This window comes from Pseudomonas sp. GW821-FHT12A04 (genome assembly GCF_058807755.1).
The window spans coordinates 109,118-122,978 of record NZ_JBXAQZ010000010.1 but is presented as its reverse complement, the minus strand read 5'-3'; the positions used below and the strand labels follow the sequence as shown (position 1 = coordinate 122,978).

Annotated in this window: 12 protein-coding genes; 4 read left to right on the top strand and 8 right to left on the bottom strand. The window is 58.6% G+C overall.

Annotated features, from left to right (window positions below; genetic code table 11):
• Positions 1 to 37 precede the first annotated feature (37 nt).
• The 3 genes from AC1RS8_RS17055 to AC1RS8_RS17045 all read right to left on the bottom strand — a co-directional run bounded on the left by AC1RS8_RS17055 (position 38) and on the right by AC1RS8_RS17045 (position 3,420).
• Positions 38 to 484, bottom strand: a complete 447-nt coding sequence (locus AC1RS8_RS17055; RefSeq protein ID WP_489338867.1) for an NUDIX hydrolase — start codon at positions 482 to 484, stop codon at positions 38 to 40.
• A gap of 215 nt (positions 485 to 699) precedes the next feature.
• Positions 700 to 2,925, bottom strand: a complete 2,226-nt coding sequence (locus tag AC1RS8_RS17050; RefSeq protein WP_489338866.1) for an NADP-dependent isocitrate dehydrogenase — start codon at positions 2,923 to 2,925, stop codon at positions 700 to 702.
• A 327-nt stretch (positions 2,926 to 3,252) separates the two neighbouring features.
• Positions 3,253 to 3,420, bottom strand: a complete 168-nt coding sequence (locus AC1RS8_RS17045) for a hypothetical protein (protein WP_167362871.1) — start codon at positions 3,418 to 3,420, stop codon at positions 3,253 to 3,255.
• On the opposite strand from AC1RS8_RS17045, the gene icd reads away from it, so the two are divergent.
• Positions 3,419 to 4,675 carry an NADP-dependent isocitrate dehydrogenase gene (gene icd / locus AC1RS8_RS17040; protein WP_007972065.1) on the top strand — a complete coding sequence of 419 codons (1,257 nt, stop codon included), beginning with the start codon at positions 3,419 to 3,421 and terminating at the stop codon, positions 4,673 to 4,675. The genes AC1RS8_RS17045 and icd overlap by 2 nt on opposite strands.
• Before the next feature lie 80 nt (positions 4,676 to 4,755).
• Here the strand turns inward: icd and cspD are convergent, their stop codons facing one another.
• Positions 4,756 to 5,022 carry a cold shock domain-containing protein CspD gene (cspD, locus tag AC1RS8_RS17035; RefSeq protein ID WP_057714167.1) on the bottom strand — a complete coding sequence of 89 codons (267 nt, stop codon included), beginning with the start codon at positions 5,020 to 5,022 and terminating at the stop codon, positions 4,756 to 4,758.
• A 224-nt stretch (positions 5,023 to 5,246) separates the two neighbouring features.
• Between cspD and clpS the strand changes: the two genes are divergently transcribed.
• Complete coding sequence (gene clpS / locus AC1RS8_RS17030) at positions 5,247 to 5,630, top strand: ATP-dependent Clp protease adapter ClpS (RefSeq protein ID WP_020799529.1); 384 nt, start codon at positions 5,247 to 5,249, stop codon at positions 5,628 to 5,630.
• A gap of 30 nt (positions 5,631 to 5,660) precedes the next feature.
• Positions 5,661 to 7,931, top strand: coding sequence for an ATP-dependent Clp protease ATP-binding subunit ClpA (clpA, locus tag AC1RS8_RS17025; RefSeq protein WP_057714168.1), 2,271 nt, complete (start codon positions 5,661 to 5,663; stop codon positions 7,929 to 7,931).
• A gap of 350 nt (positions 7,932 to 8,281) precedes the next feature.
• Here clpA and infA read toward each other — a convergent pair whose 3' ends face one another.
• From infA to trxB, 4 genes are all read right to left on the bottom strand, one after another.
• Entirely contained in the window at positions 8,282 to 8,500 is a 219-nt protein-coding gene (gene infA, locus AC1RS8_RS17020) for a translation initiation factor IF-1 (protein WP_002553999.1), read from the bottom strand.
• A 111-nt stretch (positions 8,501 to 8,611) separates the two neighbouring features.
• Positions 8,612 to 9,319 (bottom strand): arginyltransferase, encoded by a 708-nt coding sequence (locus AC1RS8_RS17015; RefSeq protein ID WP_489338865.1) that lies wholly within the window; start codon positions 9,317 to 9,319, stop codon positions 8,612 to 8,614.
• 57 nt (positions 9,320 to 9,376) lie between these two features.
• The gene (gene aat, locus AC1RS8_RS17010) at positions 9,377 to 10,057 is read right to left on the bottom strand and encodes a leucyl/phenylalanyl-tRNA--protein transferase (RefSeq protein ID WP_057714170.1); all 681 of its coding nucleotides are present in this window, start codon (positions 10,055 to 10,057) and stop codon (positions 9,377 to 9,379) included.
• 62 nt (positions 10,058 to 10,119) lie between these two features.
• Positions 10,120 to 11,079 carry a thioredoxin-disulfide reductase gene (trxB, locus tag AC1RS8_RS17005; RefSeq protein WP_057714171.1) on the bottom strand — a complete coding sequence of 320 codons (960 nt, stop codon included), beginning with the start codon at positions 11,077 to 11,079 and terminating at the stop codon, positions 10,120 to 10,122.
• Positions 11,080 to 11,386: 307 nt separating this feature from the next.
• Between trxB and AC1RS8_RS17000 the strand changes: the two genes are divergently transcribed.
• A complete protein-coding gene (locus AC1RS8_RS17000; RefSeq protein WP_057714172.1) occupies positions 11,387 to 13,798 on the top strand; it encodes a DNA translocase FtsK in 2,412 nt (803 codons plus the stop codon).
• The last annotated feature ends 63 nt before the right edge of the window (positions 13,799 to 13,861 follow it).

Here is a 13,861-nt window from a genome sequence, read left to right as displayed (position 1 = left end):
AAAAGGACGCGATTCTAGCAGGCTCGGGCCCGCAAGGCTAAAGAGAAGGACGGATCAATTCGAGGTCGAAGTGTTGGCCTGCCAGATAGTCGTCGATGCAGCGGATGATCAGCTCGCTGCGCCAGTTGTCGCGCTGCTCGATTAATTCCTCGCGGGTCAACCACTTGGCGCCGACGATGCCGTCATCCAGTTGATAATCCGCGTGGTGTTTCAGTGGTTTGGCGATGAAGCAGACCCGCTGGTAGGTCACGCCATTGCTCGGGGCGGTGTAGAGGTAAATGCCCAGTACGCCGGTCGGTTCGACGTCCCAGCCGGTTTCCTCGAGGGTTTCGCGCACGGCGGCTTCGGTCAGGGTTTCATTCGGATCCAGATGGCCGGCGGGCTGATTGAGCACCACGCGTCCGTGCTTGAGTTCCTCGACCATCAGGAAGCGGCCGTTGTCTTCGACGATGGTGGCGACGGTGATGTGGGGTTTCCAGTCCATAAAACTTCCTCGGTTTTGAATGTTGAAACACTATCCCTATGGGGGCGAGCTTGCTCGCGATGGCGGCGAGTCAGTCACCAGAGGTGTTGGATGATATACCGCTATCGCGAGCAAGCTCGCTCCCACAGGGGTTGTGTGTTTATTCGGTATTGTGTGAGGTCCGGAAAACACAAACCCCGGCACAGGGCCGGGGTTTGTGATGTTCCCTTACAACCTTAAACCAGCGCAGCAACAGCCGCGTTGAAGGTTGCGCTTGGGCGCATGGCCTTGCTGATCAGCTCGGCGTCGGCGTGGTAGTAACCGCCGATGTCCACTGGCTTGCCCTGAACGGCGTTGAGTTCGGCAACGATGGTCGCCTCGTTCTCGGTCAGGGTCTTGGCCAGGGTCGCGAACTGCGCTTGCAGTGCAGCGTCTTCGGTCTGGGCAGCCAGGGCCTGAGCCCAGTACAGCGCCAGATAGAAGTGGCTGCCGCGGTTGTCGATGTTGCCGACTTTGCGCGATGGCGACTTGTTGTTGTCCAGGAACTGGCCAGTGGCCTGGTCCAGGGTCTTGGCCAGAACCAGCGCCTTGGGGTTGTTGTAGGTCACGCCCAGGTGTTCCAGGGACGCGGCCAGGGCCAGGAATTCACCCAGCGAATCCCAGCGCAGGAAGTTTTCTTCCAGCAGTTGCTGAACGTGCTTCGGAGCCGAACCGCCGGCGCCGGTTTCGAACAGGCCACCGCCGTTCATCAGCGGCACGATCGACAGCATCTTGGCGCTGGTGCCCAGTTCCATGATCGGGAACAGGTCGGTCAGGTAGTCGCGCAGTACGTTGCCGGTTACCGAGATGGTGTCCTTGCCGGCGCGGGTGCGCTGCAGGGTGGACTTCATCGCGTCGACCGGTGCCATGATCTGGATGTCCAGGCCGGCAGTGTCGTGATCCTTCAGGTAAGCCTGAACTTTCTCGATCACTACGCCGTCGTGGGCGCGCATCGGGTCCAGCCAGAAGATCGCCGGGGTGCTGCTGGCGCGAGCACGGTTGACGGCCAGTTTGACCCAGTCCTGGATCGGCGCGTCTTTGGTCTGGCACATGCGGAAGATGTCGCCGGCTTCAACAGCCTGTTCCATCAGCAGGTTGCCCTTGCTGTCGGTGACGCGAACAACACCGTCAGCCTTGATCTGGAAAGTCTTGTCGTGAGAACCGTACTCTTCGGCTTTCTTCGCCATCAGGCCAACGTTCGGCACGCTGCCCATGGTGGTCGGATCGAACGCACCGTTGGCTTTGCAATCTTCGATCACGGCCTGGTAGATGGTGGCGTAGCAGCGATCCGGGATCACGGCTTTGGTGTCGTGCAACTGGCCGTCGGTGCCCCACATCTTGCCGGAGTCACGGATCATTGCCGGCATCGAGGCGTCGACGATCACGTCGCTCGGCACGTGCAGGTTGGTGATGCCTTTGTCGGAGTTGACCATCGCCAGGGAAGGGCGAACGGCGTAGACCGCCTGGATGTCAGCTTCGATCTGCGCTTGCTGCTCGGCAGGCAAAGCCTTGATACGAGCGTACAGGTCGCCGATGCCGTTGTTCAGGTTGAAGCCGATCTGTGCCAGCACGTCAGCGTGCTTGGCCAGTGCGTCTTTATAGAACTCGGCAACGATCTGGCCGAACATGATCGGGTCGGAGACCTTCATCATGGTGGCTTTCAAGTGAACCGACAGCAGCACGCCTTGTGCCTTGGCGTCTTCGATTTCAGCCGCGATGAAGCTGCGCAGGGCGTTTTTGCTCAGTACCGCGCAATCGAGGATCTCACCGGCTTGTACGCTGGTCTTTTCTTTCAGGACGGTAGCGGTGCCGTCTTGGGCGATCAGCTCGATTTTCACGGCGTCAGCGGCGTCGATCAGGGCGGCTTTTTCGCTGCCGTAGAAATCGCCGTTGCTCATGTGCGCGATGTGGGACTTGGAGTCCTTGGCCCAAGCGCCCATTTTGTGCGGGTGCTTGCGTGCGTAGTTCTTGACCGACAACGGTGCGCGGCGGTCGGAGTTGCCTTCGCGCAGGACCGGGTTCACGGCGCTGCCCTTGATCTTGTCGTAACGCGCCTTGGCTTCCTTGTCGGCGTCGCAGGTCACGGTTTCCGGGTAGTCCGGCAGTGCGTAGCCCTGGGCTTGCAGCTCTTTGATCGCGGCTTGCAGTTGCGGAACCGAGGCGCTGATGTTCGGCAATTTGATGATGTTGGCTTCAGGCGTAACGGCCAGGGCGCCCAGTTCGGCGAGGTGGTCGGCTACGGCTTTGTCACCCAGTTGCTCGGGGAAGCTGGCCAGGATGCGCCCTGCAAGAGAGATATCGCGGGTTTCAACGGCGATATCAGCCGAGGCGGTGAACGCCTCTACGATAGGCAACAGTGAATAGGTGGCGAGGGCAGGAGCTTCGTCGGTGAAGGTATAGATGATCTTCGAGCGGGTGGGCATATTCGGATTAACTCTCTCTTCTTTGCTAAAGCGTGCGCAGAAACTCGAGGGCGCCGGGTAAGCGCGTTCGTTCAAAGTCATCCATGAGCCGAATATCGAGGTTTCGTTGCTGTGATGTTGGGTGCATCAGTAGGGCGTCAAGTAGCCGGACTGCGATAACAGGCCGGCTTGCCGGGCGGAAAGTCTCATCGTAGAGCACTTCAGCCGTCGTGACCCTGTGGTCAGCGGGCGGCATTATACATAGGTAGCTGGCAATCTGCCGATGGTTCATATGCAACGAATGTCGTCCATTGGTCTAAAGGTCGCAGGGGCGAGCAGGGCGTAAGGTCACTCGTCGTGCTTGGTTTTGGCGCTTTTCCCTTTGCTTTCAGGCTTGTAGCGCGCGAGTTGCAAGGCTTTGCGCCAGATCGATGGAACATAGGGTTTGCGCGCCGATTCAACTGGGTTACGCTCGAACCAAGCCAGATGTTCAATCCAATCAATGGAGTTCAGCATGGGTTACAAGAAGATTCAGGTTCCAGCCGTCGGCGACAAAATCACCGTCAATGCAGACCATTCTCTCAATGTTCCTAATAACCCGATCATCCCCTTCATCGAAGGTGACGGCATTGGTGTCGACATCAGCCCGGTCATGATCAAGGTTGTCGATGCTGCTGTTAAGAAGGCCTACGGTGGCGAACGCAAGATTTCCTGGATGGAGGTGTACGCCGGGGAGAAAGCGACTCAGGTTTACGATCAGGACACCTGGCTGCCTCAGGAAACCCTGGATGCGGTCAAGGATTACGTGGTTTCCATCAAGGGCCCGCTGACCACCCCGGTCGGTGGCGGCATCCGTTCCCTGAACGTGGCCCTGCGTCAGCAGCTCGACCTGTACGTCTGCCTGCGCCCGGTGCGTTGGTTCGAAGGCGTGCCTAGCCCGGTCAAGAAGCCAGGCGATGTCGACATGACCATCTTCCGCGAGAACTCCGAAGACATCTATGCGGGCATCGAGTGGAAGGCCGGTACGCCGGAAGCCACCAAGGTCATCAAGTTCCTGAAAGAAGAAATGGGCGTTACCAAGATCCGTTTTGACGAGAACTGCGGTATCGGCGTCAAGCCGGTGTCCCTGCAGGGCACCAAGCGTCTGGCGCGCAAGGCCCTGCAATATGTGGTCGACAACGATCGCGATTCGCTGACCATCGTGCACAAAGGCAACATCATGAAGTTCACCGAGGGTGCCTTCAAGGAATGGGCCTACGAAGTGGCGGCTGAAGAGTTCGGCGCGACCCTGCTCGACGGTGGCCCGTGGATGCAGTTCAAGAACCCGAAAACCGGCAAGAACGTCATCGTCAAGGATGCCATCGCCGACGCCATGCTCCAGCAGATCCTGCTGCGCCCGGCCGAGTACGATGTGATCGCGACCCTGAACCTGAACGGCGACTACCTCTCCGACGCTCTGGCGGCGGAAGTGGGCGGTATCGGTATTGCGCCGGGTGCCAACCTGTCCGACACCGTCGCCATGTTCGAAGCCACCCACGGTACGGCGCCGAAGTACGCCGGCAAGGACCAGGTCAACCCGGGGTCGTTGATCCTGTCGGCTGAAATGATGCTGCGCCACATGGGCTGGACCGAAGCGGCCGACCTGATCATCAAGGGCACCAACGGCGCGATTTCCGCCAAGACCGTGACCTATGACTTCGAGCGTCTGATGGAAGGCGCCAAACTGGTGTCGTCTTCCGGCTTCGGTGATGCGCTGATCTCGCACATGTAACAAAACGCAGGCACACAAAAACCGCCTGATTCAAGTAGATGAGTCAGGCGGTTTTTTTATGGCGCTATGACGGTGTGGACTTACACTGTAACGGTCTGTTGCGGGGCGGATGCCGTCGCTTTCGAAGCGCCCACCGGGCTGCCGATGTTGACCGCGTGCAGGCCTTTGGGGCCCTGGATGATGTCGAATACGACAGCTTGCCCGGCTTTCAGGGTTTTATAACCTTCCATCTGGATGGCGGAGTAGTGGGCAAACAGGTCTTCTGTCTTGCCGTCCTCATTGATGAAACCGTAACCCTTGGCATTGTTGAACCATTTGACCTTGCCGCTGACCTTGCCGCCTGACATACCCAACTCCCTCTGCAACACACTCCATCACTGGAGTATCATCCAGTACATCCGCAGTCGAATCTGTAAATAAGATTGACTCCGCGGACCTTTTTTACCCACTGTGGGCTCTATTGGTTGTAACACCGTTTTGCCGATAGTCAAGCTGACCCGGCAGTCGGAGTTGAAATCGCTGATAGCCGCCCCCACCACTGTATTTGAACAACTGACGAACCTTTCTTTCCATGCATGCAATCAGCCAGATTCGACTAACATTCAATCAGGATCGCCCGACTCTCCAGAAGGATCGCCCGGAGGAACACGACGACGATTCCGCAGGCATTGCTGTTCAGGAGGCCAAGCCTGCTTTACAGGCGCCGCCGATGTACAAGGTGGTTTTGTTCAATGATGACTACACACCGATGGATTTCGTCGTCGAAGTGCTCGAGGTGTTTTTTAACCTGAATCGCGAGCTGGCGACCAAGGTCATGCTGGCCGTCCACACAGAAGGACGGGCAGTATGTGGAGTGTTTACCCGCGACATCGCCGAGACCAAGGCCATGCAGGTCAACCAGTACGCCAGGGAAAGCCAGCATCCGCTACTCTGTGAAATCGAGAAGGACGGTTAATCGCCGGACACTTGGGTATGAGGTGAAGCTATGTTAAACCGCGAGCTCGAAGTCACCCTCAATCTTGCCTTCAAGGAAGCTCGTTCGAAGCGTCATGAGTTCATGACCGTCGAGCACCTCTTGCTGGCCCTATTGGACAATGAGGCTGCCGCCACCGTTCTGCGTGCGTGCGGCGCAAACCTCGACAAACTCAAGCATGACCTGCAGGAGTTCATCGACTCCACCACGCCATTGATCCCTGTTCATGACGAGGATCGCGAAACCCAGCCAACCCTGGGCTTCCAGCGTGTACTGCAACGTGCTGTGTTTCACGTACAGAGCTCGGGCAAACGCGAAGTGACTGGCGCCAACGTGCTGGTCGCGATCTTCAGTGAGCAAGAGAGTCAGGCGGTGTTCCTGCTGAAACAGCAGAGCGTTGCCCGTATAGATGTCGTCAACTACATCGCCCATGGCATTTCCAAAGTGCCGGGGCATGGCGATCACTCTGAAGGTGAGCAAGATATGCAGGACGACGAGGGCGGTGAGTCTTCTTCCTCAGGCAATCCCCTGGATGCTTATGCCAGCAACCTCAACGAACTCGCGCGCCAGGGTCGCATCGATCCGCTGGTGGGGCGTGAGCTGGAAGTCGAGCGCGTTGCGCAGATCCTGGCGCGTCGGCGCAAAAACAATCCGCTGCTGGTGGGCGAGGCGGGCGTGGGTAAAACCGCGATTGCCGAAGGCCTGGCCAAGCGCATTGTCGACGACCAGGTGCCGGATCTGCTGGCAAACAGTGTTGTTTATTCCCTCGATCTTGGCGCTCTGCTCGCGGGCACCAAGTATCGTGGCGATTTCGAGAAGCGCTTCAAGGCGTTGCTCAATGAACTGAAAAAACGTCCGCAGGCGATCCTGTTCATCGACGAGATCCACACCATCATTGGTGCGGGTGCCGCGTCCGGTGGCGTCATGGATGCCTCGAACCTGCTCAAGCCGCTGCTGTCCTCGGGTGATATCCGCTGCATCGGTTCAACCACCTTCCAGGAATTCCGTGGCATCTTCGAGAAGGATCGTGCCTTGGCCCGACGCTTCCAGAAGGTCGATGTGTCGGAGCCTTCGGTGGAAGACACCATTGGCATTCTGCGCGGCCTGAAGGGGCGTTTCGAAAGCCATCACAATATCGAATACAGTGATGAGGCCCTGCGCGCGGCTGCCGAACTGGCCTCGCGTTACATCAACGACCGTCATATGCCGGACAAGGCTATCGATGTCATCGACGAGGCGGGTGCCTATCAGCGCCTGCAACCGGTCGAGAAGCGTGTGAAGCGCATCGAAGTGCCGCAAGTCGAGGACATCGTCGCGAAAATCGCGCGGATTCCACCAAAACACGTCACCAGTTCCGACAAGGAGCTGCTGCGTAACCTGGAGCGTGATCTGAAATTGACCGTGTTCGGTCAGGATGCCGCGATCGACTCGCTGGCAACCGCGATCAAGCTGTCCCGTGCCGGCCTCAAGTCCCCTGACAAGCCTGTCGGTTCGTTCCTGTTCGCAGGGCCTACCGGTGTCGGTAAGACCGAAGCGGCGCGTCAGTTGGCCAAGGCCTTGGGTGTCGAGTTGATTCGTTTCGACATGTCCGAGTACATGGAGCGTCACACCGTATCGCGTCTGATCGGTGCGCCTCCTGGTTATGTCGGGTTCGATCAGGGCGGTCTGCTCACCGAAGCCATTACCAAGCAGCCACACTGCGTGTTGTTGCTCGATGAAATCGAGAAGGCGCATCCGGAAGTCTTCAATCTGCTGTTGCAGGTCATGGACCACGGTACGTTGACCGATAACAACGGGCGCAAGGCGGATTTCCGTAACGTGATCGTCATCATGACGACCAACGCCGGTGCCGAGACCGCAGCCCGCGCTTCGATCGGTTTCACCTATCAGGATCACTCGTCCGATGCGATGGAAGTGATCAAGAAGAGCTTCACGCCGGAATTCCGCAACCGTCTGGACACCATCATCCAGTTTGGTCGCCTCAGTCATGAGGTTATCAAGAGCGTGGTGGACAAGTTCCTTACCGAGCTTCAGGCGCAACTGGAAGACAAGCGAGTGTTGCTGGAAGTCACCGATGCGGCCCGCAACTGGCTGGCCGAAGGTGGTTATGACGCGGCGATGGGGGCTCGCCCAATGGCTCGCCTGATCCAGGACAAGATCAAGCGTCCGCTGGCGGAGGAGATTCTCTTTGGCGAACTGGCCGAGCATGGCGGTGTGGTACACATCGACATCAAGGACGGGGAGCTGACCTTCGAGTTCGAGACCACGGCCGAGATGGCCTGACGTTAAACCGCAATAAAGCAAAAAGGCGCCGGTTGGCGCCTTTTTGTTGTCTGCGAAATACACATCAAAGCCTGTGGGAGCGAGCTTGCTCGCGATGGCGGCGGGACAGATTGCACATTTACTGAATGTGCCGCACTCATCGCGAGCAAGCTCGCTCCCACAGGGGGGGCATTAAATCGCAGGCAAACAAAAACGCCCGGCATAAGCCGGGCGTTTTGTATTGACTTGCTTGGCGAGTGAGCCCTATCTCTGTAGGAGCGAGCTTGCTCGCGATGTTCGTCAATGATGATGCGGGGACTCTGACTTGACGCGGTACCGTCAGGTTTTTCGCGAGCAAGCTCGCTCCAACCTTATCGAGCGCGGTAAGTGATGCGCCCTTTGCTCAAGTCATAAGGAGTCAGCTCTACGCGCACTTTGTCGCCGGTAAGAATACGGATGTAGTTCTTGCGCATCTTGCCGGAGATGTGCGCGGTTACGACGTGCCCATTTTCCAACTCCACACGAAACATGGTGTTGGGCAGGGTGTCGACGACAGTGCCTTCCATTTCGAAGCTGTCTTCTTTCGACATGCAGTAAAGCCCTCGGTGTCCAATGAATGGCCCGGTGCAACTGCGCCAGGCAAAAGCGGCGTGCATTGTGCCCGAAAAATGGGGTTTAAGCCAAGGGGTTTAGGGTCTGCTCTAGTTTAGAACCACCCAGCGCTGATTAATCAGCAACTCAATAGGGCGATATTGAGTCTTGTAGTTCATTTTTTTGCAGTTTTTGATCCAGTAGCCGAGGTAGACCGCATCCAGCCCCAGCCGCCTGGCCTCGGCGATTTGCCACAGGATCGCATAGCGCCCAAGGCTGCGACGCTCTTCGGAGGGTTCGTAGAAGGTGTAGACCGCCGAAAGACCGTTCGGCAGTAAATCGGTGACGGCGACGGCCAGCAGCCGGCCATTCAGGCGAAATTCATAAAATCTTGAAAACGGCAGGTCCCGCACCAGGAATGTCGAAAACTGGTCGCGACTCGGCGGGTACATGTCGCCATCGGCGTGACGCTGTTCGATATAGCGCTGGTAAAGGTCGAAGTATTCTTCGTTGAAGCCGGGCTTGGCTGGACGTACCTGCAAATCCATGTTGCGCTTGAAGATGCGTTTCTGTTGCCGGTTGGGCGTGAACTGTCCCACGGGAATGCGCGCCGGAACGCAGGCATTGCAATTCTGGCAATGCGGCCGGTAGAGATGATCGCCACTGCGACGAAACCCCATCTCCGACAGGTCTGCATAGACATGCACATCCATGGGCTGGCTAGGGTCGAGGAACAGGGTTGTGGCCTGCTCCTCCGGCAGATAACTGCAAGAGTGCGGCTGAGTGGCATAGAACTTCAATCGCGCCAACTCGGTCATGATCAACCCTCGGGATAATGCTTTTGAATAAGTGTAAGCCACCTGCGCAAAAGTCGCTCAGCAAACCCAGCTAGCGCGATTGGGCTGGTCCAGATGCCTGGCCAGATAGTTGGCAAATTCATGGCGGGGTATCGCCCGGGCTCCGAGACTGTGCAGGTGATCGGTGGGCATCTGGCAATCGATCAGTACAAAACCCGAGTCTTTCAGATGCCGCACCAGTGTGGCAAAGCCGAATTTCGAGGCGTTGTCAGCGAGGCTGAACATGGACTCGCCGAAAAACAGCTGGCCCATCGCCAGGCCGTAGAGCCCGCCCACCAGTTCGTCCCCGTCCCACACTTCCACCGAGTGCGCGTGGCCACGCCTGTGCAGTTCGATGTAGGCGTCCTGCATGGCCTCGGTGATCCAGGTGCCGTCGGCGTAATCCCGGGGCGCGGCACAGGCGCGGATGACGGCGGCGAAGTCCTGGTCAAAGGTCACTTGATAGCGTTGCTGGCGTAGCAGTTTGTTCAGGCTGCGCGAGACGTGCAATTCGTCGGGAAACAGCACCGTACGCGGGTCCGGAGACCACCAGAGGATTGGCTGGCCCTCGGAAAACCAAGGGAAGCAGCCGTGGCGATAAGCCGAGATCAGCCGATCGGCGGACAGATCACCACCGGCAGCCAGCAGCCCGTTGGGGTCGCGCATGGCCTTTTCCAGTGGAGGGAAATGCAAGGTATTGCGTTGTAACCAAGTCAGCATGGCATCCGGGCTTGCAGAAGGGGAGGGCAGTGGCGGGTGTTGGCCCGCCATAAAGTTTGCCTTCAAACGGTTGGAATGTCGTCCAGGTATTTTTCAGCGTCCAGCGCCGCCATGCAACCGGCACCGGCAGATGTAACGGCCTGGCGATAAACGTGGTCGGCCACGTCACCGGCGGCAAACACACCTGCAATCGCCGTAGCGGTGGCATCGCCTTCGCTGCCACCCTTGACCAGCAGATACCCGTCGCGCATTTCCAGTTGGCCTGTGAACAGGTCGGTGTTGGGTTTATGGCCGATGGCGATAAACACCCCGGCCAGCGGCAGCTCCCGGGTTTCACCTGTGTGACTGTCCCGCAGGCGGGCACCGGTCACGCCGCTGGCATCGCCGAGCACTTCGTCCAGGTTTTGGTTCCAGTGCAGGCGAACATTGCCGTTGGCGGCCTTTTCAAAGAGTTTGTCCTGGAGGATTTTCTCCGAGCGCAGTTTGTCGCGCCGATGGATCAGGTGCACTTCTTTGGCGATGTTCGACAGGTACAAGGCTTCCTCGACCGCCGTGTTGCCGCCGCCGACCACAGCAACCACTTGATTGCGATAGAAAAATCCATCACAGGTCGCGCACGCCGAAACTCCTTTGCCGGCGAACGCTTCTTCCGACGGCAGGCCCAGGTATTGCGCGGAGGCGCCGGTGGCAATGATCAAGGCGTCGCAGGTGTAGGTGCCGCCATCGCCGATCAGCTCGAACGGCCGTTGTTGCAACTTGGCGGTATGGATGTGGTCGTAAACGATCTCGGTGGCAAAGCGTTCGGCGTGTTTTTGCATGCGATCCATCAGCACCGGTCCGGTCAGGCCTTCAACGTCGCCTGGCCAGTTATCCACTTCGACGGTGGTGGTGAGCTGGCCGCCTGCCTGGATGCCGGTAATGACAACCGGCTTGAGGTTGGCGCGGGCGGCATAAACTGCCGCGCTGTAACCGGCAGGGCCGGAGCCCAGGATAATCAGGCGGGAATGCTTCGCTTCGCTCATAAAAAACACCTCATAAGCCTTTGTCACCAAAGAGAATGCATGCTCAAATTGAATGGCATGTCATGTGCTGTTGACTATGCTGCATCCAAGGGTCTCAAGCATGGCGTCGTGCGTACAAACCCGTACAATGCCCTGCGTGTTACATATATTCAGTGTGCGCCGTGTTTATAGAAACAGGGGTGCAGTGTTAAAAGTAGTCCCGGTTACACGTGTTAACTTTATTACCTGCCTGGATTGGGCAGTTTTTTCGCGGTTTTTATAGACATTCACCAGATGGACGCGCCATTGGCGCAGGAAAAGAAGCGTTTTGAAGAAATCCACCGCAGCACCTAAACCAGCCGTCGTGCCGCTCTGGCGCCAGCACTTGCACTACCGACTCAAGGAAGGTGCGCTGATCGCCATCGGTGCCTTGTGCCTGTTCCTGATGATGGCCTTGTTGACCTATGGCAAGGATGATCCGGGCTGGAGCCATAACAGCAAGATCGACGACGTGCAGAACTTCGGCGGACCAGCGGGCTCCTACAGCGCCGATATCCTGTTCATGGTGCTGGGTTACTTCGCCTACATCTTCCCGTTGCTGCTGGCCATCAAGGCGTACCAGATCTTCCGCCAGCGTCACGAGCCGTGGCAGTGGAGCGGGTGGCTGTTCTCCTGGCGCCTGATCGGCCTGGTGTTCCTGGTGCTGTCGGGCGCCGCTCTGGCCCATATCCATTTTCATGCCGCGACCGGTCTGCCGGCCGGTGCGGGCGGTGCGCTGGGGGAAAGCCTCGGCGAACTGGCCAGGAACGCCCTGAATATCCAGGGCAGCACGCTGTTGTTCATTGCGTTATTCCTGTTCGGCCTGACTGTGTTTACCGACCTGTCGTGGTTCAAGGTGATGGACATCACCGGCAAGATCACCCTCGACCTGTTCGAGCTGTTCCAGGGCGCCGCCAATCGCTGGTGGGCGGCCCGTACCGAGCGCAAACAGCTGGTTGCCCAGTTGCGTGAAGTCGACGACCGTATGGATGAAGTGGTTGCGCCGACCGTCACCGACAAGCGCGAGCAGGCCAAGGTCAAGGAACGCCTGATCGAACGTGAGCAAGCCCTGAGCAAGCACATGTCCGAGCGCGAGAAGCAGGTGCCGCCGGTGATTGCGCCCGCGCCGCCAAAGCCCGCCGCACCGAGCAAACGCGTCGAGAAAGAGAAACAGGCGCCGCTGTTCGTCGACAGCGCCGTGGAAGGCACCTTGCCGCCGATTTCGATTCTCGATCCGGCGGAAAAGAAACAGCTCAATTACTCGCCTGAATCCCTGGCTGCGGTTGGCCACTTGCTGGAAATCAAGCTCAAGGAATTCGGCGTTGAAGTCGCAGTGGATTCGATCCACCCGGGCCCGGTGATCACCCGTTACGAAATCCAGCCGGCGGCCGGGGTAAAAGTCAGCCGAATCTCCAACCTGGCCAAAGACCTGGCCCGTTCCCTGGCCGTGACCAGCGTGCGCGTGGTGGAAGTGATTCCGGGCAAGACCACGGTCGGTATCGAGATTCCCAACGAAGATCGGCAGATCGTGCGTTTCTCCGAAGTGTTGTCGACTCCGGAGTACGACAACTTCAAATCCCCGGTCACCCTGGCCCTGGGCCATGACATCGGCGGCAAGCCGGTCATCACCGACCTTGCGAAAATGCCGCACTTGCTGGTCGCCGGTACCACCGGTTCCGGTAAGTCGGTGGGTGTGAACGCGATGATCCTGTCGATCCTGTTCAAGTCTGGCCCGGAAGACGCCAAGCTGATCATGATCGACCCGAAAATGCTGGAACTGTCGATCTACGAAGGCATTCCGCACCTGCTGTGCCCGGTGGTCACCGACATGAAGGACGCCGCCAACGCCCTGCGCTGGAGCGTTGCCGAGATGGAGCGACGCTACAAGTTGATGGCCAAGATGGGTGTGCGAAACCTGTCGGGCTTCAACGCCAAGGTCAAGGAAGCCCAGGACGCCGGCGAGCCGTTGAGCGATCCGCTGTACAAGCGCGAAAGCATCCACGACGAAGCGCCACTGCTGCAGAAGCTGCCGACCATCGTGGTCGTAGTCGACGAATTCGCCGACATGATGATGATCGTCGGCAAGAAGGTTGAAGAACTGATCGCCCGTATCGCGCAAAAGGCTCGTGCGGCCGGTATCCACTTGATCCTTGCGACCCAGCGTCCGTCGGTGGATGTGATCACCGGTCTGATCAAGGCCAACATCCCGACCCGCATGGCGTTCCAGGTATCGAGCAAGATCGACTCGCGGACCATCATCGACCAGGGCGGCGCCGAACAACTGCTGGGCCACGGTGACATGCTCTACATGCCGCCGGGTACCAGCCTGCCGATTCGTGTTCACGGTGCTTTCGTGTCCGACGATGAGGTTCACCGCGTGGTGGAAGCCTGGAAGCTGCGGGGTGCGCCGGAATACAACGACGACATCCTCAATGGCGTCGAAGAGGCGGGCAGCGGCTTTGAAGGCAGCAGCGGTGGCGGCGACGGTGACGATCCCGAGGCCGACGCGCTGTACGACGAAGCGGTCCAGTTCGTGCTGGAAAGCCGTCGTGCCTCCATTTCTGCGGTTCAGCGCAAGCTGAAGATCGGCTACAACCGCGCTGCGCGCATGATCGAAGCCATGGAAATGGCCGGGGTCGTGACGTCCATGAACACCAACGGTTCGCGTGAAGTCCTGGCCCCGGGGCCGGTGCGCGACTGACCCGAGTATGAAAGGGGGGGCGCCTTTGCGCCGCCCGCACTCCCACGAATGTTATGAGGACTC

Excerpts from the sequence above, each read along its gene's own strand:
- AC1RS8_RS17055 (WP_489338867.1), bottom strand. The coding sequence starts at position 484 with ATGGACTGGAAACCCCACATCACCGTCGCCACCATCGTCGAAGACAAC.
- AC1RS8_RS17050 (WP_489338866.1), bottom strand. The coding sequence starts at position 2,925 with ATGCCCACCCGCTCGAAGATCATCTATACCTTCACCGACGAAGCTCCT.
- icd (WP_007972065.1), top strand. The coding sequence starts at position 3,419 with ATGGGTTACAAGAAGATTCAGGTTCCAGCCGTCGGCGACAAAATCACC.
- AC1RS8_RS17045 (WP_167362871.1), bottom strand. The coding sequence starts at position 3,420 with ATGCTGAACTCCATTGATTGGATTGAACATCTGGCTTGGTTCGAGCGT.
- cspD (WP_057714167.1), bottom strand. The coding sequence starts at position 5,022 with ATGTCAGGCGGCAAGGTCAGCGGCAAGGTCAAATGGTTCAACAATGCC.
- clpS (WP_020799529.1), top strand. The coding sequence starts at position 5,247 with ATGCATGCAATCAGCCAGATTCGACTAACATTCAATCAGGATCGCCCG.
- clpA (WP_057714168.1), top strand. The coding sequence starts at position 5,661 with ATGTTAAACCGCGAGCTCGAAGTCACCCTCAATCTTGCCTTCAAGGAA.
- infA (WP_002553999.1), bottom strand. The coding sequence starts at position 8,500 with ATGTCGAAAGAAGACAGCTTCGAAATGGAAGGCACTGTCGTCGACACC.
- AC1RS8_RS17015 (WP_489338865.1), bottom strand. The coding sequence starts at position 9,319 with ATGACCGAGTTGGCGCGATTGAAGTTCTATGCCACTCAGCCGCACTCT.
- aat (WP_057714170.1), bottom strand. The coding sequence starts at position 10,057 with ATGCTGACTTGGTTACAACGCAATACCTTGCATTTCCCTCCACTGGAA.
- trxB (WP_057714171.1), bottom strand. The coding sequence starts at position 11,079 with ATGAGCGAAGCGAAGCATTCCCGCCTGATTATCCTGGGCTCCGGCCCT.